Source organism: Stenotrophomonas sp. 28608_Sma (genome assembly GCF_056486185.1).
Genome location: NZ_CM151308.1, coordinates 2,634,597 through 2,655,036 on the forward strand (window position 1 = coordinate 2,634,597; position 20,440 = coordinate 2,655,036).

General features: G+C 65.5%; 18 protein-coding genes. 9 read left to right on the top strand and 9 right to left on the bottom strand.

Annotated elements, in window-relative coordinates; all coding sequences use genetic code 11:
• Positions 1-15 precede the first annotated feature (15 nt).
• The 3 genes from ACZLHH_RS12410 to ACZLHH_RS12420 are packed head-to-tail and all read left to right on the top strand — an operon-like array spanning position 16 to position 2,197.
• A complete protein-coding gene (locus ACZLHH_RS12410; RefSeq protein WP_180844336.1) occupies positions 16-315 on the top strand; it encodes a DUF3649 domain-containing protein in 300 nt (99 codons plus the stop codon).
• A complete protein-coding gene (locus tag ACZLHH_RS12415) occupies positions 312-1,922 on the top strand; it encodes a PepSY-associated TM helix domain-containing protein (protein WP_197572996.1) in 1,611 nt (536 codons plus the stop codon). The genes ACZLHH_RS12410 and ACZLHH_RS12415 overlap by 4 nt, the downstream gene beginning before the upstream one ends.
• Positions 1,919-2,197, top strand: coding sequence for a DUF3325 domain-containing protein (locus ACZLHH_RS12420; RefSeq protein ID WP_121503367.1), 279 nt, complete (start codon positions 1,919-1,921; stop codon positions 2,195-2,197). Before ACZLHH_RS12415 ends, ACZLHH_RS12420 begins: the two co-directional genes overlap by 4 nt.
• A gap of 169 nt (positions 2,198-2,366) precedes the next feature.
• Here ACZLHH_RS12420 and ACZLHH_RS12425 read toward each other — a convergent pair whose 3' ends face one another.
• Positions 2,367-3,455 (bottom strand): DNA glycosylase AlkZ-like family protein, encoded by a 1,089-nt coding sequence (locus ACZLHH_RS12425; RefSeq protein ID WP_180844338.1) that lies wholly within the window; start codon positions 3,453-3,455, stop codon positions 2,367-2,369.
• Between the two features lie 77 nt (positions 3,456-3,532).
• Positions 3,533-4,117, bottom strand: a complete 585-nt coding sequence (locus ACZLHH_RS12430; RefSeq protein WP_106468148.1) for a TetR/AcrR family transcriptional regulator — start codon at positions 4,115-4,117, stop codon at positions 3,533-3,535.
• Positions 4,118-4,356: 239 nt separating this feature from the next.
• Here ACZLHH_RS12430 and ACZLHH_RS12435 point away from each other — a divergent pair, with 239 nt between their 5' ends.
• Positions 4,357-6,552 (top strand): TonB-dependent receptor, encoded by a 2,196-nt coding sequence (locus ACZLHH_RS12435; protein ID WP_180844339.1) that lies wholly within the window; start codon positions 4,357-4,359, stop codon positions 6,550-6,552.
• A gap of 60 nt (positions 6,553-6,612) precedes the next feature.
• Here ACZLHH_RS12435 and ACZLHH_RS12440 read toward each other — a convergent pair whose 3' ends face one another.
• From ACZLHH_RS12440 to ACZLHH_RS12450, 3 genes are all read right to left on the bottom strand, one after another.
• Positions 6,613-7,575 carry an IS110 family transposase gene (locus tag ACZLHH_RS12440; RefSeq protein WP_132810434.1) on the bottom strand — a complete coding sequence of 321 codons (963 nt, stop codon included), beginning with the start codon at positions 7,573-7,575 and terminating at the stop codon, positions 6,613-6,615.
• 338 nt (positions 7,576-7,913) lie between these two features.
• The gene (locus tag ACZLHH_RS12445; protein ID WP_429000451.1) at positions 7,914-8,291 is read right to left on the bottom strand and encodes a hypothetical protein; all 378 of its coding nucleotides are present in this window, start codon (positions 8,289-8,291) and stop codon (positions 7,914-7,916) included.
• A 437-nt stretch (positions 8,292-8,728) separates the two neighbouring features.
• The gene (locus ACZLHH_RS12450; RefSeq protein WP_180845279.1) at positions 8,729-9,394 is read right to left on the bottom strand and encodes a TraX family protein; all 666 of its coding nucleotides are present in this window, start codon (positions 9,392-9,394) and stop codon (positions 8,729-8,731) included.
• Positions 9,395-9,508: 114 nt separating this feature from the next.
• Here ACZLHH_RS12450 and pip point away from each other — a divergent pair, with 114 nt between their 5' ends.
• Entirely contained in the window at positions 9,509-10,456 is a 948-nt protein-coding gene (gene pip, locus ACZLHH_RS12455) for a prolyl aminopeptidase (RefSeq protein WP_180845278.1), read from the top strand.
• 53 nt (positions 10,457-10,509) lie between these two features.
• Here pip and ACZLHH_RS12460 read toward each other — a convergent pair whose 3' ends face one another.
• The 4 genes from ACZLHH_RS12460 to ACZLHH_RS12475 all read right to left on the bottom strand — a co-directional run bounded on the left by ACZLHH_RS12460 (position 10,510) and on the right by ACZLHH_RS12475 (position 15,614).
• Positions 10,510-11,697, bottom strand: coding sequence for a hypothetical protein (locus ACZLHH_RS12460; protein ID WP_132810209.1), 1,188 nt, complete (start codon positions 11,695-11,697; stop codon positions 10,510-10,512).
• The gene (locus tag ACZLHH_RS12465) at positions 11,694-14,234 is read right to left on the bottom strand and encodes a TcfC E-set like domain-containing protein (protein WP_180845277.1); all 2,541 of its coding nucleotides are present in this window, start codon (positions 14,232-14,234) and stop codon (positions 11,694-11,696) included. Before ACZLHH_RS12465 ends, ACZLHH_RS12460 begins: the two co-directional genes overlap by 4 nt.
• A gap of 67 nt (positions 14,235-14,301) precedes the next feature.
• A complete protein-coding gene (locus tag ACZLHH_RS12470; RefSeq protein ID WP_071229608.1) occupies positions 14,302-14,796 on the bottom strand; it encodes a CS1 type fimbrial major subunit in 495 nt (164 codons plus the stop codon).
• Positions 14,797-14,906: 110 nt separating this feature from the next.
• Positions 14,907-15,614, bottom strand: coding sequence for a CS1 fimbrial subunit B flags: Precursor (locus ACZLHH_RS12475; RefSeq protein WP_240792068.1), 708 nt, complete (start codon positions 15,612-15,614; stop codon positions 14,907-14,909).
• Between the two features lie 300 nt (positions 15,615-15,914).
• Here ACZLHH_RS12475 and ACZLHH_RS12480 point away from each other — a divergent pair, with 300 nt between their 5' ends.
• The 4 genes from ACZLHH_RS12480 to ACZLHH_RS12495 all read left to right on the top strand — a co-directional run bounded on the left by ACZLHH_RS12480 (position 15,915) and on the right by ACZLHH_RS12495 (position 20,390).
• The gene (locus ACZLHH_RS12480) at positions 15,915-16,217 is read left to right on the top strand and encodes an EF-hand domain-containing protein (protein ID WP_071229610.1); all 303 of its coding nucleotides are present in this window, start codon (positions 15,915-15,917) and stop codon (positions 16,215-16,217) included.
• A gap of 282 nt (positions 16,218-16,499) precedes the next feature.
• Positions 16,500-16,799 carry a hypothetical protein gene (locus tag ACZLHH_RS12485; protein WP_032129479.1) on the top strand — a complete coding sequence of 100 codons (300 nt, stop codon included), beginning with the start codon at positions 16,500-16,502 and terminating at the stop codon, positions 16,797-16,799.
• Between the two features lie 62 nt (positions 16,800-16,861).
• On the top strand, positions 16,862-19,621 hold the full coding sequence (gene mgtA, locus ACZLHH_RS12490; protein WP_180845276.1) for a magnesium-translocating P-type ATPase: 2,760 nt from the start codon (positions 16,862-16,864) through the stop codon (positions 19,619-19,621).
• A 31-nt stretch (positions 19,622-19,652) separates the two neighbouring features.
• The gene (locus tag ACZLHH_RS12495) at positions 19,653-20,390 is read left to right on the top strand and encodes an MgtC/SapB family protein (RefSeq protein ID WP_088026119.1); all 738 of its coding nucleotides are present in this window, start codon (positions 19,653-19,655) and stop codon (positions 20,388-20,390) included.
• Positions 20,391-20,440: the final 50 nt, after the last annotated feature.

Consider the following 20,440-nt stretch of genomic DNA (forward strand, 5'->3'; position numbering starts at 1 on the left):
CCCCGGAGAACTGATGTGAGCGTTTCCCGTACCACCGCCGTGCTGGCCTGGCTGCCCCTGGTCTCACGCATCCTCGCCGCGCTGTTCGGCGGCTATGTACTGGCCGCGCTGTGCAGCATCGCCGCACTGGCGCTGCCCATCGATGGCCGCCAGGCCGTGTTCACCGGCATGCTGGCCAGCTTCCTTCTATATGCGGGCGCCGTAGTCTGGGTGTTCGCGGTGCGCTCGGCGTGGCGCGCGTGGCTGGGCCTGATCGTCGCCGCGCTTCCGCTGTGGCTGGTTGCACAGATGGTCGGCAACGGAGGCGCTGCATGAGCACGGTCGATCGCACTCCCAAGCCACGCGGCATCCGCCAGACCATGTCCGACCTGCATATCTGGGTCGGGCTGCTGGCCGGCTGGATCCTGTACGCGATGTTCCTCACTGGCACTGCCAGCTACTTCCGCGACGAGCTCTCGCGCTATACCCGCCCGGAAATCGCCACACCGTCCACGTTGCCGGATGTCGCTATCGTCACGCAGCGCACCGTCGCCACGATCATGGCCGACACGCCTGCGGCCAGCCAGATCAACCTCAGCCTGCCGAGCACGCGCATGCCGTGGGTGTCGGCGATGTGGGCCGGCCCGGGTGGGCGTGGCCGGCATGGTTTCGACTCGGGCCTGTTCGATGCCAGCACCGGCGCGCCGCTGCAGGCACGTGACACCGGCGGCGGCGACTTCTTCTATGCCTTCCATTTCAACCTGCATTACATGCCGGCCATGTGGGGTCGCTGGATCGTCGGCCTGTGCGCGATGTTCATGCTGGTGGCCATCGTCAGCGGCGTGATCACCCACAAGAAGATCTTCGCCGACTTCTTCACCTTCCGTTGGGGCAAGGGCCAGCGCTCGTGGCTGGATGGTCACGCGGCACTCTCGGTACTCGGCCTGCCTTTCCATTTCATGATCACCTGGAGCGGGCTGGTGATGCTGGCGGTGCTGTACATGCCGTGGGGCCTGGCCAAGCTGCCTGACAAGCGCCAGCAGGCCGAGGTGGTCAGCGAGATGCGCCTGTTCCTGCCGCCGCAGAAGGCCGCCGGCCACCCTGCTCCGCTCACCAACGTCGGTGCACTGGTGCAGCAGGCCGAGCAGCGCTGGGGAGCTGGCGCGGTGGGCAGCGTGCAGGTGCAGAATCCCGGCGACGAGAACGCACGCGTGGCCGTGGTGCGTGCGCAGTCCAGCCGTGTTTCGACCACCCCGAACTATCTGCTGTTCGACGGCAGCGGTGGGCAGCTGCTGCAGATCAAGGAACACTCGGGCGTTGCCGCCGATACCCAGGGCGTGCTGTATGGCCTGCACCTGGGCCGCTTCGCCGATGCCGCCCTGCGCTGGCTGTACTTCATCGTCAGCCTGGCCGGCACGGCCATGGTCGGCACCGGGCTGGTGCTGTGGACGGTCAAGCGCCGTGCGCAGCTGCCTGATCCGCAGCGCCCCTACTTCGGCTTCCGCTTGGTCGAGCGTCTCAACATCGCCACCGTCGCCGGCCTGTCGGTGGCGATGACCGCCTACCTGTGGGCGAATCGCCTGCTGCCCGTTGCCATGGACGCGCGCGCGGCGTGGGAGGTGCATGTGTTCTTCCTGGCCTGGGCGGGCATGTTCGTGCATGCAACGCTGCGTACACCCAAGCGCGCATGGATCGAACAGTTCCTGCTGGCGGCGTTGCTGCTGGCGCTGCTGCCGGTGCTGACCGCGGTGACCACGCCGCATCCGCTGTGGCGCACGCTGGCCTCGGGCGATTGGGCATTCGCTGGCACCGACCTGACCCTGCTGGCATTGGCCGCCCTGCACACGCTGCTGGCCTGGCGCACCTGGCGGCATGCGCCGAAGGTGAAACGCGCCCGGCCGTCTGCCGCGTCACGCACTGCGGCACCGGAGGCCAGCGCATGATCCACGTCATTCTGTTCGTGTTGTCGCTGGCCGCGTTCGCCTGCCTGGCACTGGCGATGGAGCGTCATCAGCGGGACGTATTGCGTCGTGTGCTGAGCGCGCAGGCAACCCAGCAGCTGCGCGCGATTGGCTGGGCACTGCTGGTGTTCAGTACCGTGTTTGCCATGCGCGGGTTGGGCGTGGGTTTCGGTCTGGCTGCGCTGTCCGGTCACACCAGCGTTGCCGCGGGCGTGGTGGTGTTGGCGATGGTGGTGCATGGGCGGTGGAATCGGTAGATGCCCGCCTTGGTGGGCATTGATGAAAGCGACGCCAACCAAGGTTGGCGACTACCGGGCCTGAGGCGCCAACCAAGGTTGGCGACTACCGGGCCTGCGCGGCGTTGCTTTGGTAGCGGCCCACCTTGGTGGGCACCGGGAGCGATAGGTGCCAATTCGCCGCTCGGCTCTACAGAAAAGCTGCCATGCGCTGCAGTTCGTCTTCCAACGCACCACGAAACACGCGGTCGCGGGCCAGTGACTTGCCGGCGTAGCCCACGCTGGACGCCAGTTCACCATCGCGCGCACTGAGATTGGCCCAGCCCACCACCTGGTCGTGCCACAGCACCGGCAACGCGTAGTAACCGTACTGGCGCTTCGGCGCAGGCGTGTAGGCCTCGAACTTGTAGACCCAGCCCCACAGCAGCTCGAAGCGGCGGCGGTCCCACACCACGGGATCGAACGGGGCTAGCAGGCGCACCTGCTCATCCGGTGCGTGACGGCGCGAGCGCGGGTTCTCGTCTGCCGGCCAGTACCAAGTGGTGCCGTCCAGCGTGCAGCTGGCCAGCTGTTGCTTGGCCAGCATCAACGCCTGCCGGGTCTGCTCGGCCAGATGCGGTGCACCGTAGCCCAGCAGGCGCACCAGGTAGGTCAGGCTGGCCGATGGCAGTGGCGCGTACTTGCGCACCACCAGGTCAATCAGGGCGCCGGCGCGTTCAATCTGTGCCTGCTCGCTGGCATCGACTTCCGCGTGGTCGGCCACCGCGTAGATGCGCGTACCGCTGTCGCGCCGCTGCACGCGCAGCAGGCCACGGTAATGCATGCCATCCAGCAGGTGAGTGCTGGCATTGCTGGTGCCGCCCCAGTAGTTGGTCACCCGGCCATGCGCGAACGCCTGGTCGACCTCGCGTGGGTGCACGCTGCCGCGCTCGCGCACGAAAGCCAGCACGTCCGCCGCGCGGCGCTGCGTTTCGGCATCCCATGCGCGCTTGGACACGCGCGGGTGCATCAGCGCCAGATGTTCGCGCGGCAGGAAGCCGTAGTTCACCAGGCAATCCTCTTCCACTGGCAGGCGCGCATAACGCCGCTCCAGATCACCGGCACGGTAGTCCTTCACCCGATGGCGCAGGGTCAGGTCCTGCGCACGCGCGGGCGCACGGATCGGATCGGCCTGCACGAAGCCCAGGCGACGGATCGCGGTCAGCAGCGTGGTAGGCTTGAACAGCGTGCGCGCCACCGCGTGGCGGCGCAGATCATCGAGGGTGGGCGTGGCAGGCATGGCCGCATTGTAGATCCACGCCATGCATGGAGGGGGCCGTGGGGAACCGTGCAACCGCATCCACGCATGGCGTGGATCTACCGAAGTTCCAACACCTCCAGCGAACCGATCACCAGCGCACGCATGCCCTGCTTGAACTCGGTGATCACCTGGCCCTCTTCGTCGTCGGCAATCCCGTAGACCGTGTCCGCACCGGCAATGCAGTAGAAAGCAATCGTGGCCAGCAGCCAGCGCGCCTTGTCCAGCGGCAGGCCGAACACCTCGGCCACATGGGCTTGGTGCGAGGCGATCTTCTCCAGCATCGGCGTGGTTGCCACCGAACGGCGCAACAGGTACGGCGGTAGTCCGGGGTGCGCTTTCACCACCTCGCACAGCGATTCCACGAACCCCAGCAGGTAAGCCTGCAGCCCGCCCGGTGCATCGGCCGACGCGCGCGGAATCTGCCAGCGCTGGAACACCGTATCGGCCACCAGACGCTTCAAGGCCTCCAGGTTGGCCACACGCTTGTAGAGCGCGGCCTGGGTCACCGCCAGTTCGGCTGCCACGTTGGCCATGGTCAGGTTCGGCAGGCCCAACGTGATGCCGATGTCGGCCAAGCGATCGGGGGTGATGGTGGGCGGACGGCCACGGGCCGACGCCGGGGTTTCAGGGTGCATGTTCATACCGTAGTGAGGGTGCCAGCAAAGGGACCCTCTTGTCCGCTTCATATGGTTTAGTTTACTTTACTCAACTAATTCGGAATGCGTGTGGTTCGCAACCCCGCCGCCGTCCGCAATCGAGCCCATGGCTCACTTCCCGCCAGGTCCCCACCCAGCCGACAACCCTGCGCCGCGCCCTCCCCCGTGCTTGCCGTCGGCAGCGCGCCAGGCGCGCTCGCACCTGCGATTCACAGGAACCTGGCATGACCGTGTACCACCTTTCCTCCCCGCTGCAGCGTGCAGCGGCCGCCGCGACCCGCGTGCATCCGCATCCGCCGATGGCCCGGCGCTACCGGGTGTCGGCCCTCGCGCTGGGGCTGCTGGCATCGTCTGCCGCGCTGGCCGACTCCGCACCATCCACCCTGCCCTCGGTGCAGGTGCAGGAACAGCGCCGGGTCACTGCAGACTATGCGGGCGGCCAGGTGGCCGCCGGCAGCCGCGTCGGCCTGCTTGGCGACAAGGACTTCATGGACACGCCGTTCAATACGGTCAGCTATACCGAGTCCTTCATCCGCGACCGCCAGGCCAAGGACCTGACCGATGTCATCGCCGCCACTGACCCCACGGTGTTCAGCAACGGCGTCACCGGCGCCTGGAGCGAGAACTACGCCATCCGCGGCTTTGCCTCCAACACCAGCGATACCACCTTCAACGGTCTCAGCGGTATGGCGCCGTACTACCGCACCTCGCCGGAGATGTTCGAGCGCATCGAGGTCTTGAAGGGTCCGTCCGCGCTGCTCAACGGCATGCCACCGGGCGGCTCGGTCGGTGGCAGTGTCAACCTGGTGCCCAAGCGTGCGGGTGACCAGCCATTGCTGCGGGTCAGCGCCAACTTCGCCTCCGATGCGCAGTTCGGCACCCATGTGGATATGGGCCGTCGCTTGGGTGCCGACAAGCAGTTCGGCATCCGCTTCAACGGCGCGTACCGTAATGGTGATGGCGCCGTGGGCAAGCAGAGCAAGAAGGTACAGCTAGGTTCGCTGGCATTGGACTGGCGCGGCGAACGTGCGCGGCTGTCGGCCGATCTTTACAGCGCCGACGACCGCGTGGACGGCCCGGCGCGTGGCGTCGGTCTGGCACCGGGCGTGGCGATTCCGCGACCGCCGCGTGGCGACACCCTGATCAACCCGGATTGGGCCTACGTGGACAGCCAGGACAAGGGCGCGATGCTGCGTGGCGAGCTGGACATCAACGAACACCTGATGGCCTACCTGGCCTACGGCACCAGCAAGACCGACTACCGCTACAACGGTTCGATCAGTGCGCAGATCCTCAACCCGGCCGGTGACTTCACTACCGTGATCGGCCAGCTGGCGTTCGACATCAAGAAGCAGTCCGGTGACGCTGGCCTGCGCGGCAGGCTCCGTACCGGCAGCGTCGGCCACCAGTGGGCTGCCAACGTGACCCATTACCAGCACACCCAGAACGACTACGGCCGCCGCAGCGTGCCGGGCTGGGACTGGACCACGAACCTGTACAACCCGGTGTGGGGCCCGGCGGCGCCGTTCGTGGCACCGCATATCTCGCACACCGAGCTGCGGCTGGACAGCCTCGGCGTCGCCGATACCCTGTCCTTCGCCGAGGACCGCGTGCAGTTGACCGTAGGCGTGCGCCGCCAGCAGGTGGTCAGCGAGACCTTCAATGTCGCCAGCGGTGCACGCACCTCACGCTACGACGAGAGCGCCACTACGCCGGCAGCGGCCCTGCTGGTGAAGGCCACCGACACGGTCTCCCTCTACACCAACTACATCGAAGGCCTCAGCCAGGGTGCCACCGCGCCGATGACCGCCGCCAATGCCGGCGATGTGTTCGCACCCTTCCGCACCAAGCAGAAGGAGCTGGGTCTGAAGCTGGACCTCGGCAGCTTCGCGCACACGTTCAGCGTGTACGAGATCAAGCGCCCGAGCAGCTACACCGACCCGGTCACGAATATCTTCTCGTTCGGTGGCGAACAGCGGAACCGTGGCGTGGAATGGGGCTTCTTCGGCTCACCACTGGATGGCGTGCGCCTCCTCGGTGGCGTGGCCTATGTAGAGCCGAAGCTGACCCGCACAGCAGGCGGTGTGAATGAGGGGCGCATCGCCACTGCCGTAGCGCAACGGCAGGCCAAGCTGGGTGTGGAATGGGATGTGCCGACCTTGCAGGGCCTCACCTTGACCGGCAATGCCATCGCGATGTCGAAGCAGTACATCAGTGCCGACAACAGCCTGTCTGTGCCGGGGCGCACGTTGTTTGATGTGGGTGCGCGTTACAACACCACGATGGCCGGACGACCACTTTCCTTGCGCGCCAGCGTGAACAACGTGACCAACAAGGCGTACTGGGGCATGCCGTTGCTTTCCAGCCTGGCGCTGGGCGCACCGAGGACGGTGTTGTTGTCGGCCACGATGGATTTCTGAACCGGGCGGCCTCCGCGCCAGACATGCATCACCTGTAGAGTCGAGATCCTATGTTCGTGGTCAAGCCTGCTGGAAGCAGGCTTGACCCACCTTCAGCATCGCCGGATCGAAGTCCCGGCCGCTTTTGAAGACACCCCAGGCGATCCTGGCCAGCTTTCTGGCCAGGATGTTGAAGACGGCGGTGCTGGGGTGACCGCGTTTTGACAGCTCGTCGTAGAGCGGTTGCCCCCGACGACACCGCTTGAGCCCCATGGCGGCCATGTAGAGCATCTGGCGCAGCACTGGCGCGCCCTGTTTGGACAGCCGACGCCGTCCCGTTCTGCCGCCAGACTCGTTGGGCCGGGGATCCAGGCCCGTGCAGGCGATCCACGCGTTGGCGTTGGCCAACGGCCAGCGCGTCATGTAGTAAATCAGGTGAGCGGCGACGGCGGGGCCGATACCAGGGATGGTCAACAGGCGCTTGTAGAGCGTGCCATGCTCTCCATCGCGAGCCAAGCGCTGCAGTTCGCTTTCCAGCTCGGACAGCGTCCCAGCCAGAGCGCAGAACAGATCTGACAGCTCCCCGGGGGCACTTTTGCTTACCCCGAAGGATTGCTCCAGGCGCGCGCGTGTCTTTACCAGCGTCTGCCGCTTGCGCAGCAAATCGTGCATCTGCTGCTGCTCATCGGTACGCGGTACGTATTCACGCAGGCGATCGTTCTCCTTCTTCACGTACCGGGCGATCGCTTCGGCGTCCATGGCGTCCGTCTTGCCACGCGAGCCCGTCGCCCGGCCGTAGTGCTTGATCAGACGTGGATTGATCACATAGACAACGTGGCCTGCCTGGCCAGCCATCCGAGCCAACAACTCGTAGTACCGCCCCGTCGCCTCCATGCCAATCCGGCATCGCTGGGGCAAGGTGTTGAGCCACTGGGCTATGCCGGCCCGGGTGTTGGCGATCCTGTCGCCGGCCTTGCGGTCGGCCACTGCCGGTACGAACTCCTTGGAGTCCACGTCCACGCCAATATCGAGAGAATCAGACATTTGTACGGCTCCCAGCTATCTTTAAGGGGCTGGGGTGGTACCGCACCGACGTTAGCTTGCCTACATCGACGATCTCCTTTGGGGGCCGTACGATCCTTTATCGACGTTCGTGTGCGGGATGGGGATCGCTCGACTCGTCTGTCGGCTAGTATCCGCAGATGCATGCTTGACGGTCCCTCCACCCTGGCTCCTACATACCGCGTAGGAGCCGGGAGGAACATACAAGCCATGCTCGACTCGCTTCATCAGTAGAGCCAGGCCATGCCTGGCTGCCGCCATGTTGATCCGCCAAAAGCATCCACGCATGGCGTGGATCTACTGAACCTCGGCCTACCCTTTTATTCCGGATGCAGGCGATAGATGGCATGACTGGTCAATGCCAGCGCGGCCAGCTTCAACCCTTCCATCACGCGGTCGCCGACGTAGTGTTCCGGGCCGCCATTCTGGCGGGCGCGTTCGGCCGCCAGAAGGATTTCCTGCACGATGCGCAGCCCGGCCAGCGCACCATCGGCATCGGCCAATGCCATGCATCGGCCCGGCAGTTGATGGCGCTCGGGCCAGGGCTGGCCGTCAGAAGCCGCGCCCAGCCCGATGCGATGCAGCAGGGCCGTCAGGTTGTTGGGATCGGGCGGGATGTCGTGCCCTTCATCGGCATTGGCCGGGGCCGCTGATGGGGGAACTCCGATGCATTCATGGCAGGTCTCCGTGCAAGGCATGCGGGACCACCGCCCTTAACAAAGGCGGCGGACGGTGCGTGGCTGGAATCCGGTGGTTGCGTGAAGGCAGTCCGGTAGGCACGCTTGCGCGCACCTCCACGCACCGCCCGCCATAAGGCGCGGACGGGTTGTCAGCCGGCGCCGCACAAGGCGACGCCGGCTGACAAGCGCGAACAACACAACCAACGGGGATTCCAGCCCCCGGCCATCCTTTGTCGATGGCAACTCATCATGTGCACAACAGGGTGGCAGGCGCCAACAACCCAAGTGCAAAGACAGCAACGTTCACGCAGTGGCAGCATTGTCGCATATCGACAATCGCGCCGAAAATTCAATAACTTGCACCATGCCGGTGGCGGCATGCTTCACCCGCATCGGCACCGCGCATTCCTTGACCGCATCCGGCATTCAGGACATGCCACATGCCAGTTCCGACATTACGTAAGCAGATGGGCAATCAACGCCAGCACCGCCAGATGGCCCACGTAGTACCCGTAGAACGCCCACCGCCAGCGCGGCAGTTGCCACGGCACCCGCGCCGCCAACAGCACCACCGGAACGGCCAGCAATGCCCAGCCGTTGTGGTTGGCCCAGCACACCGCTGCAAGCCCAACCAGCAACAGCCACCACGCCCGGTGCCGGAACGCGATCCAGGCCAGCAGCACGCTGCCGACACCGGCCCACTGGTAATCCACGAACATCGGCAGCACGCCGGCGGCCAGCAGCAGCTGCGCCGGCCGATTGTTCGCCAGCGCATGCACGGCCACTGCGGCAAAAGCAAAGGTGAGCAGGATGTTGAGCGGCAGCCAGTCGCCGAAGGCCCATGCGTGCAGCGGCTGTGCGATGACGCCCCATACGGCCAGGCGACGGATCGACTTGCGCAGGTCCGCCCCCGGCTGGGCGAGGTTGCAGGCCATCACCAGCGCGAACAGCGGGAACGCGATGCGCCCCAGTTCGCTTATGACCGGCAGGTAGCCGCCGTAGACCACTTTTGCCACGTGGTCACCGGTCATGGTCAGCAGCGCGATCCATTTCAGCAGCTCGCGTGCGCCGCTGCTGAGGCTGGGGTCGGGCGTGGACATCCCTGTCGTGGTCGCTTGCATCGCGGAAGCTTATGCGCATCGGCCAGCCCATTTCCAGCACCGCGAAAGCATGTGCCACTGCAGGCAGCGGGCGGCGGCGCTATGCTGGCCGCCCCTGCTTGTGAGACACGCCCCATGCGCACCCTCTACCCCGCCATCGAGCCCTACCGCGAATTCACCCTGCCGGTGAGCGAGCTGCACACCCTGCATATCGAAGAGTGCGGCACGCCCGAGGGCATCCCGGTGGTGTACCTGCATGGCGGACCGGGTGCTGGCATCTCGCCCACCCATCGCCGCTTCTTCGACCCGGCGCGCTACCGCATCGTGCTGATTGACCAACGTGGCAGCGGCCGCTCCACACCGTTCGGCGAGCTGCGTGACAACACCACGCAGGACCTGGTGGCCGACATCGAGAAGGTGCGCGAGCACCTGGGCATCGAGCGCTGGCTGGTTTACGGCGGCTCCTGGGGTTCGACCCTGTCATTGGCGTACGCGCAGGCGCACCCAGAGCGTGCCACCGGCCTGATCGTGCGTGGCGTGTTCCTTGGCCGCGAGATGGAGAACCGCTGGTTCGCCGAGGCCAACGGCGGTGCACGCTGGATCTTCCCGGAACGCTGGGACCGCTACGAGGCCTATATCCCGGAGGTCGAGCGCGGTGACATGCTCGCGGCCTACTGGGCACGCCTGGACAGCGCCGATGAGGCCACCCGCATCGCGGCCGCGCAGGCCTGGCTGGGCTGGGAAGACAATGCAGCGACCCTGCAGCACGACGTGGATGCCGTGTCCACGGATGACCCGCTGGATACACTGGCCAAGGCCCGCATCGAAGCGCACTATTTCCGCAATGGCATCTTCCTTGAGCCGGACCAGCTGCTGCGCGATATCGATCGCATCCGCCACCTGCCCGGCGTGATCGTGCAGGGCCGCTACGACATCATCTGCCCACCGCGCAGCGCCTGGGACCTGGCCAAGGCCTGGCCGGAAGCCAGGCTGGAGATGGTGACCTCCGGCCACAGCGCGAACGAGCCGGCGACGGTGGATGCGCTGGTGCGCGCCACGGACGCGTTCGCCGACCGCTTCTGAAAGCACGGGGTAGTGCCGGCCGCTGGCCGGCATCCCAGCGCTCCGCCCACCTGTCACGGATTGGCATCGAACACCACCGTCATGTTGCCCTGCCAATGCGAGCCGGGCGACTTCAGCATCTCCGTCACCGCCTCGCGGCCCGCGGTAAATCGAAGCGTCGAACGCCGCTGCATCAGATAGCCATCCGGGGTGAAGCGTGGCGCCCGCGCATCATCCGGCAGCAGCGCTGTGTTCTGCGCAGGCCGTCCATCGCGCACATTGCTCATTCCCGGAATGGTGACGTCAACGTCCACCGGTACCAGCTCATCATTGGCGGCATTCTGAATCCCGCAACGATCATCTACCTCATACTCACATCGCAGCTTCATGCTGAAGTCCATCGACGAGGTCAGGTTGAAAGGGAGCTCCTGATGCAATCGTCTCGGCACCAGACCGTAGTCGATCCATTGAGACCAGCCTCCATCAGGCACAAGTCGTGCGGTGGGAGACTCGCTGGAGAACATCACCTCAAAGTCATGAATCACGTCGAACACGAAGTTCATTCGGATGCTGCTGGTGCCAGTGATGTTGTCACCGAGGTCGATATCGGCGTCCAAACCACCTGTCGACCAACTCTCGGAAGCCTCATAGCGTCCATTCAACAACGTGGTCGCACGTGGCAACTCCACCTTGATGCCAATGCCAACATTGCGATACCTGTAGGTTCGCGAGTTTCGAGGCCTGTTGCTGAAGCATTCCTTCGGTTCCGAAGGATCTCTCACGCCCCAACCGCCGTTTGACCAGCCGAGCCCACCACCACCGCGAATTGCCGTGCAGCCACCGCTGATTCCGTAGTACCAGGGGTCCACGCCATTGGTAAAGTCAAGTCGGAGCGCGATAGCCGCGAAGCTGATCTTGGCTGGGAATGAACGTCCTGTAGCTACTTCGGTCAAGTTTATGATGCGTGGATTTGGGAAACGCACGTATGTCGTGTCACGACGCGAGGCATTGTCCCCATCACCGGATTTTCTCCAGAATTCACCGCCTCCGACGTTGAAGATGTAGGCTCCTTTCTTGTCACATTCTTCAGGTCTCCAGTTGCAGAAGCTGCCCCTCGGGGTCGTGTTCTCGAATTCGCTGTTTCCGGGATTCAGCGCACTCGGCCTGAATCGCCCGGTCACCTTCACCTCAGCGACTTGCGCCAAGGCGGGTCCTGAGACCAGAAACATCAGCAGCGCGAAACACAGTCGAAGCAGTTTCATTCCCTCCCTCCTACGATTCGCGGCCCCACCTGCCCACGCGAGACCACCGCTGCAGGACAGCCCAAGCTGCCCACCATCAGCACATCGCCTTCTCGCGGATAGCGCCCCTCCTCCATCGTCAGCACGCAGCTGATCTGATTCGGGTAGCGCAGTTCCAGCACCGGCGCACGTGCACTCAGCTCCAATGTGAAGAAGCCTTCCTCCTGGCTGACGCTGCGGCCTGCATGGTTGATCACCTGCACACCGCGCACGCCGTTGCCGTCGGCATCCTGCACCTGGCCCATTACGGTGAACGTGCGAAGCACATCCACGGTGGCGTGCATCACTCCACCCTTGTTGAGGTGGTAGCTGATGGTTGCCGGTTGCAGCGTGGCCGCGGGTGCATGGCGGCCCTGGAAATCAAACTGCACGTGGCCTGCGCGGTAGGCGGTCACCGGCACGAAGTTACGCCCTGCCTTCAGTTCCACGCCACCGCCCCGGCTGTCGTCGGCACGCAGCCTCACATCGGAATAGTCGCTGCGCACGTCAACGATGATGCCGGTATCCACGCCGCCACTGCGGCCTTGGCCAAGCACCGCTGCACGGCCGCCGCCGATCACCAGTGTGCTGTCCAGGTTGGCGCTGCCACTCACGTGGCCCGAGCCCGCGCCACGGTATAGCTGTACATCGCCTTCCAAGAGCGCGCTCTGCAGATAGGCACCGGCGCCTGCACCGATGCCGCTGCGCTCGGCACTGATCATGCCATTCACGCTCTGCACTAACTTGCCATCCACACGCTGCGTGGCTGCCGCGCTGACATACGTATCGCGCTGGCCAGCCTCGCCGGTACGGGTGCCCAGGCTACCGCTGTAGCTGCGGCGCTCGCTGCCCAGCGATACGCTGACGGTCAGATCGACCCCGCGCTGGCGCCGGTAATGGGTGAAGCGGCCGCCAGGGCGATCGTAGGCCGAGACCCGCCAGTTCACATCGTGCTTGCCAAACACGGTCTCGCGACGGCCATAAGACACATCGATGCCGTTGCCTTTGGTGAAGCCCGAGCTGCGCGCTACCCGCACGCTGGCGTTGTCGCGATGACTCAAGCGATGGGTGATCGACACGGCAGTTGTGTCCTGCCAGCCCCCGCGGGTTACCCAACGCGGTGCGGAGCCGTCACCGGGCAGGACGCGCTGGCGCTGCTCGGCCCAGCTGCGAGCATGGTTGGCCACTACCGACCCGGCGCGGTAGCGGTACAACCCCTGCAGGTCGACGCCGCGCCCGGCATCACTGGAGGTGTAGACATTGGTGTAGGTGCTGAAGCGGTCGCTGGCCTGCCAGTCCATCGACAGCCCCGCCGCGCGGCGCGTGCCGATCTGCTGCACGGTGGCACCGGCCACCGCCCGCGGGTGCACCAGGTAATTGACCACCGCACCCGCGGCCAGCCTGCCCTCCTGCAGTGCACGACCGCTATCGAGCAGGCCACGCTGTTGGCCGGCGAACACGCTGTAGCGCCATCGGCGTGTGGGGTCGCTCCAGCGACTGGGCTTGTGGATCGACGCGGTCTCACGCGAGGCCTCGTGGCCATCCTCGATGACCCGCAGTTCCACGTCGTAGATGCCACCGGGAAGACGGCGGGTGTCGATCTCCTGGATGCCCGGCTTGACGGCCTGCGTGGACAGCAGGTTGCCGTCGCGCAGGATCTCCACCACGCCTTCGCGGCTGGCAGTGACATAGACCGGGTACACACTGGGGCTGCGCGTGTCGGCCAGCAGTACGTCCGACGAGCCGAGCATGAAGCCCAGCGCAGTATCGTTCTGCGTGCCGGGTGCGCGCGGCTGGCGGATGATGCCTTCGAAGGTGGGCAGGAAGTAGCCCGCACGCACGAAGTGGTCGCCCAGCTCGCGTTGGGTATACAGGGCACTGAGATAGTGCTCGCGGCTGCCCGGCTGGGCGTAATACTGGTAGCTGCCGACAGTGCTCCAGCGGCCAACACTGCCACGCAGCTCGGCGCTGTAGCGTGCGGACGTCTGTTGCTCCTGGCCGCCATGTACGGCCACGCTGTTGCGGACGATCAGTCCATGGCTGCCGCGCTCCGGCAGCGCGACGTGGCGACCTTCCTTGTGCGCACCTGCTTGAGTCAGCAGGCTGAGCAGGGAATTGGACAGGCTGTAATGCAGCGCAGCCAGGCCCCGGCATTGCTGGCTGCACACGCCCAGCGCCATCGGCTCGGCCAGCGCCTCGACCCAGCGCGTCCGCTCCGTCTGCGGAAGCGGGCTGTCATGGGCTTCGCCAAAGCCGATCAGCTGCACACGATTGTCTTCGTGCAGCAGCACCTCGGCGTCCCCCAGGTAGCGACCGTCCAGCTCCACCCGCACGGTGAGCGGATTGCCGAACAGATGCTCGCGGAACTCCGCAGGCATGCGCTCGCGCTGCTCCAGCAGGCTGGGCAGCTCACCCAGCGCAAGACCGGTGGCATGGCTGGACGCGGCAAACACCACGGCGCCGATGCCAGCAGCCAATCGCGCAAGGGCCGGAGATGCGGGACGGAGGGGTCGTTTCATGGGCGGATGCCCGTGCCCTCCCGCTGCATCGGCGATGCGGCAGGAAGGGCACGAAGCTGCATGATCGTCAGATGTCGCTCTCGAAGATCATGTGGAACTGGCCGCCGTAGCTGCCCTGCTTGTAGCCACCGCTCGGCGCGGTCGGGGCAATGGCGAAGGCCAGTGACTTGCCGGCGGCCGCCTGGGTGGCATTGGCCACTTCGATCTTCGCGGCCGAGGTGGGCGGCACCACCACGTTGTCCAACTTCACTGCCAGGTCGACCACATCGGCGGCCGATGCCATCTGCGCCGGTGCCGACAGATAGGCACTGATCGCCGCCGGCGACTTGATGTTGATGACGCGGCCGGTCAGATCGCTCAGGGTCTGGCGCGCGGTATCCCACGGCAGGTTCTGCGGCAGGCCTTCCCAACCATCGGGGGTGGACACCTGCAGGCCGGCGCTGTTCGGTACGTCGGCGGTGACATTGATAGTGATGGACTTGGTTTCGGTAGCGGCCAGGGCAACGGCCGGGGTGATCAGCAGGGCGGTGGCCGCTGCCAGCAGGGTGGTCTTCAGGGACATGGATGCACTCCAGGTTCAAGGGTAGGAATCAAGGTGCCAGGCAAGGGCAACGCCGTCCCAGCGGGCGCCTGACAGGCCCGTTCGGGACAAAACCATCGGTGGAAGCGGGCTTAACGGCGCGAGTCGATGCTGCGCTGGCTGTCGCCTTCGCGAAGCTCGAAACGCAGGTACTGATGCTCGGCGGCCTGCAGCGCGTAGCTGTTGCCGGGGCGTACATGGGCGATGATTCCCGGCGTGCAGGTATCGGGGTGGTTCCGCTCGCACTGGCGCAGATTGTCCAGCACCACGGTGGCATTGCCGCGATTGCGCACCTGCTGTTGTTCGATGAGCGTGTCGTAGTGCGGGTTCTCCGGCGCGACGAAGAAGATCGTGCCGTAGCCGGTGAATACGCGGATGGCCGAAGTGAGCTCCGCTGCCTCCCGGGCCTGCTCTTCGCTGAGCGAGAATTCCTCGGCTGTCGGCGCCACCGGGATGAAGCGCAACCGGTAGTAGCGCTCCTGGTCACGCGCACCGCGATACACCAGGCGTGTAGCCTGCTGTCCATTGCCTGCGATGATCAGGCGGCTGGGACTGGCGATGACCCCTTGCGCATCCGGCGTGTTGCGGACAAGCGCGGTGGTATCCACCGGCGTTTCGCTGGCCTTGCCGTCTGCATCGAAGTGCATCTGGGTGACTTCAACCCGCACGTAAGCCGTGGCGTCACCGGTGTTGCGGATGCGCTTGAGCAGGTTGCTGTGCGTGGGTTGCAGGTAGTCGAACAGTACGCCGACGTTGATCTGTGGGGTGGATGCGTGCGCGCTACCAGACAGAATGACCAACAGAATCAAAGTGAGAAGACGATGCATTGCGAGCCCGCGGGGAAAGGCGAGCGCGAATTTTCACGGCGGCGTCACAACCTCGACATACAAGAAGTTGCAAAAATCAAACATGTCCTACTCGTTTGAAAACATTCTTAGTCTGCCGCTCCTGGTCTGCAGGACCTGCACGCACGCGGTGAACGGCAACCAACTTGCCTGCACGCTTACCTGCATTCTTCGCAACCGGCTTACAGTCCCGCGCAGAAGATCCGGCCGTGGCCACCACAACGGTGGCCCGCACCTCTACTTCTGGAGCCTGTCATGACCGAGGTCCGCTATCTTCCCGTCGCCCTCACCCTTTGCGCGGGCCTGCTGCTCGGTGCGTGCTCCAAGGCCCAGGAAGCCAGCAAGGCCACCGCGGCCGAGGACGTAACCGAAGTGAAGCTGATTCCGTCCTATGAGTCGCTGGACAAGGACAAGGACGGCATCGTCACCCTGGCCGAAGTGGATGCCGTGGCACCCGACTGGGCCGAGCGCCTGCACGCCTGTGATACCGATCGCGACAAGACGCTCACATCCGGCGAATATGACGTCTGCAAGCAGACCACGCCGGCCGCCCATTGATCCGCGCCTTGGCACTTCGCGGGGTCTCGCTATACCAAGGTATAGCCGGGCTAACCCACGAGCCTCTAGGACTACCCCATTCAGGGGCGGACAATAGCGCCACTGGCCAGGGCAATCCTGGCCGGCCCCTCCCCTCATGGAGACGCAGATGGACCCCGACCCTGCCGGGCGCACCGCGCCCCGTATGCCCGCCTGTTGCCCGTTCCCGGCGCCTGCCCGCCGGTCCCTGCCTGCCTGAATGACGGGGGATCGCCAGGCGCCGCCTGCCTGGAGATCACCCCCATGTCCTACAAGATCCTCTACATCACCCTGCGCCGCCTGATCGGCGAGCGCGATGTTGCCGCCCTGCGCAGCCACCTGCTGCAGCACGGCGCCGTGGTTTTCGCCCGTTCGCTGTCGCTCGGCTCGCCGCGCGTGGTCGCCGACGCACTGTCGCTGCTGCCGATCAGCGAACGCATCAACGTGCTGCGCCATCTGCCCTACCCCCTTCGCGATGCGATGAAGCCGCTGTGCATCGGTGGCAGCCAGCGCCTGCACATGCAGCCGTGGTCGCCGGCGGTGCTGGCGATGCGCCACGCCTGACCTGTTCCAACCGTTCCGTTCGTGTTCCGGCCGCGGCCGGCTCTGACATTCGAGGAGTTCCCATGAGCCTGCTCAACGCCTGGTTCAACGCCTTCCTGCGCAGCCGTCGCGCAGGCAACCTGTTCCGCCGCCGCGCGATGCCCGAGGCCGGCTTCGGTCCGGGCAGCGCCGAGGCCGCGCCGTTCGCGCTCACCACCGGCCTGGTCACCCTTGCCCAGCAGGATGAAGCCCAGCTGCTGGCCACGCTGGAATCGCATGCCGATGGCCTCAGCCCGCATGAGGCCGAGGAGCGGCTGGCCACGCTCGGCCCCAACGAGGTCGATCACGAAAAGCCGCTGCCGTGGTGGCGGCACCTGTGGCAGTGCTACCGCAATCCGTTCAACCTGCTGTTGACCGTGCTGGCGGCGGTGTCCTGGCTGACCGAGGACATCAAGGCCACGATCGTGATCGGCGCGATGGTGCTGCTGTCCACGTTGATCCGCTTCGTGCAGGAGGGTCGCTCGAACCGTGCCGCCGAACGGCTGAAGGCACTGGTCGGCAACACCGCACGTGTGCTGCGCCGCAACCCGGGTACCGAGGTGGCCGATGTGGCCGACCAGTACTTCGGTGCGCACCTGCACAGCCGTCGCCCTGCGCGGTTGCTGGATCTGCCGATCCGTGAGCTGGTGCCCGGTGATCACATCGTGCTGTCGGCCGGTGACATGATTCCGGCCGACTGCCGCGTGCTGACCGCCAAGGACCTGTTCGTCGCGCAGGCCGCGATGACCGGTGAGTCGCTGCCGGTGGAGAAGTTCGCGCACCCGGGCGATGGCCTGGCCGGTCTGCTGGAGCAGCACAACCTGTTGTTCATGGGCACCAATGTGGTGTCCGGCACCGCCACCGCCGTGGTGCTGGCCACCGGCAACCGTACCTACTTCGGCACCCTGGCCCAGCGCAGCACCGCCACCGACCGCGCGCCGACCGCGTTCCAGGCCGGCGTCAACAGTGTCAGCTGGCTGCTGATCCGTTTCGCGCTGGTGATGGTGCCGTTCGTGCTGCTGATCAACGGCTGGACCAAGGGCGACTGGACCGAGGCGTTCCTGTTCGCGCTGTCGGTGGCGGTGGGCCTGACCCCGGAAATGCTGCCGATGATTGTCACCTCCACCCTGGCCAAGGGTGCGGTGCTGCTGTCGCGGCGCAAGGTGATCGTCAAGCGCCTGGACGCGATCCAGAACTTCGGCGCGATGGAAGTGCTGTGCACCGACAAGACCGGCACGCTCACCCAGGACAGGATCGCGCTGGAGCGCCACACCGATGTGTTCGGCCACGATTCGGAGGACGTGCTGAAGTTCGCCTACCTCAACAGCCACTTCCAGACCGGCCTGATCAACCTGCTCGACCGTGCGGTGCTGGAGCACGTGGAGTTGCAGAGCTCGCTGCGGCTGTCGCAGGACTACCAAAAGGTGGATGAGATTCCGTTCGACTTCGAGCGACGCCGCATGTCGGTGGTGGTGTCCGAGCGCGAGGACCACCACGAGCTGATCTGCAAGGGCGCGGTGGAAGAAATGCTGGCGGTATGCAGTACCGTTCGCGAGAACGGCCAGGACATGCCACTGGACGAGCACCGCCTGGCCCGCGTGCGGCAGACCACCGAGGAACTGAACGAACAGGGCCTGCGCGTGGTGGCGGTGGCAATGAAGGAAACCGCCGCTAGCCAGACCGTGTATTCGCAGGCCGACGAGTGCGGGCTGACCCTGGTCGGCTACGTGGCCTTCCTCGATCCGCCGAAGGAGTCGGCTGCGCAAGCGCTGCAGGCGCTGGCCGCGCATGGTGTGGAGGTGAAGGTATTCACTGGCGACAACGAGCTGGTGACCGCCCGCGTCTGTGCCCAGGTGGGGCTGGACGCGGACACCATCCTGACCGGCCCGCAGATCGAGCGCATGGATGACGGTGCGCTGTCACGGGCGCTGCACCACCACCGCGTGTTCGCCCGCCTGACCCCGCTGCACAAGGAGCGCCTGGTACGCCAGCTACGCGCACAGGGCAAGGTGGTCGGTTTCCTCGGCGACGGCATCAACGATGCACCGGCGCTGCGCGCGGCCGACATCGGCATCAGCGTGGACAGCGCGGTGGACATCGCCAAGGAGGCCGCCGACATCATCCTGCTGGAAAAGAACCTGATGGTGCTGGAGGAAGGTGTCATCCAGGGCCGGCGCACGTTCAACAACATGCTGAAGTACATCCGCATGACCGCCAGCTCCAACTTCGGCAACGTGTTCTCGGTGCTGGTGGCCTCGGCCTTCCTGCCATTCCTGCCGATGCTGCCACTGCAGCTGCTGGTGCAGAACCTGCTGTACGACATCTCGCAGATCGCCATTCCGTTCGACAACGTGGACGAGGAGCTGGTGCGCAAGCCGCTGAAGTGGAACCCGGCAGACATTGGGCGCTTCATGGTGTTCTTCGGACCGATCAGCTCGATCTTCGACCTGAGCTGCTTCGCGCTGATGTGGTACGTGTTCGATGCGCGCACACCGGCCGACCAGGGCCTGTTCCAGTCCGGCTGGTTCGTGGTCGGTCTGCTGACCCAGACCCTGATCGTGCACATGATCCGTACACCGAAGGTGCCGTTCCTGCAGAGCATCGCCGCGCCGCCGCTGCTGGTGATGACCGGCCTGATCATGGCCATCGGCGTGGCCCTGCCGATGAGCCCGCTGGCTGGCTACTTCAAGCTGCAGGCCCTGCCGACCGGCTACTGGCCGTTCCTGGTGGCGATCCTGTTCGGCTACGCGGTGCTGACCACCGTGCTGAAGAAGATCTACATCCGTCGTTACGGCTGGCAGTAAGCGCCCGCCGCCTGGTCCAGGGAGAAACACAATGGACATCAATCCGAACCTGCCGGCGTTCAACGCCGGCGCAACCCTGAGCTCGCTGATCAGCCTGTCGGTGGCGTTCGTGCTTGGCACCGTCATCGGCCTGGAGCGGCAGCTGCGCCAACGCACCGCCGGCCTGCGCACCAATACCCTGGTGGCGGTGGGTGCGGCAGTATTCGTGGACCTGGCCGTGCGCTTCCACGACCTGTACGGCGGCCCGCCGTCGCCACTGCACGTGGTGGCCTATGTGATCTCCGGTGTCGGCTTCCTCGGCGCCGGCGCGATCATGAAGGACGGCGCCCAGGTGTCTGGCCTCAATACCGCCGCCACCCTGTGGGGCTCGGCAGCGGTCGGTGCCTGTGCGGGCATCAAGCTGCTGCCGGAAGCGGTGATGGCGGCCGTGTTCGTGCTGGCCGCCAATACCCTGCTGCGCCCGGTAGTGAACCGCATCCAGCGGCAGCCACTGCCGGAAGCGTTCAGCGAAGCGACCTATGCGATCAACGTGGTCTGCCAGCGTGAGCAGCAGGCCGAGGTGCTGGACCAGCTGTTGCTGCTGCTTGAGCAGGCGCACTACCCGGTACGCGCGGTGGACCAGCGCCCATTCGGCGAACGCGACGTGGAGATCGAGGCGGTTCTGTATGCCACCACGGTGGATGCCGGTGAACTGGATGCGGTACTGGCCACGCTGGCGACCACCCCCGGCGTGCTGCAGGGGTTCTGGAACGCCAGCCTGGAGGAGTAGTGCCGGCCGCTGGCCGGCAACATCGTGCACAGCTTGGTAGGTGCCGACCT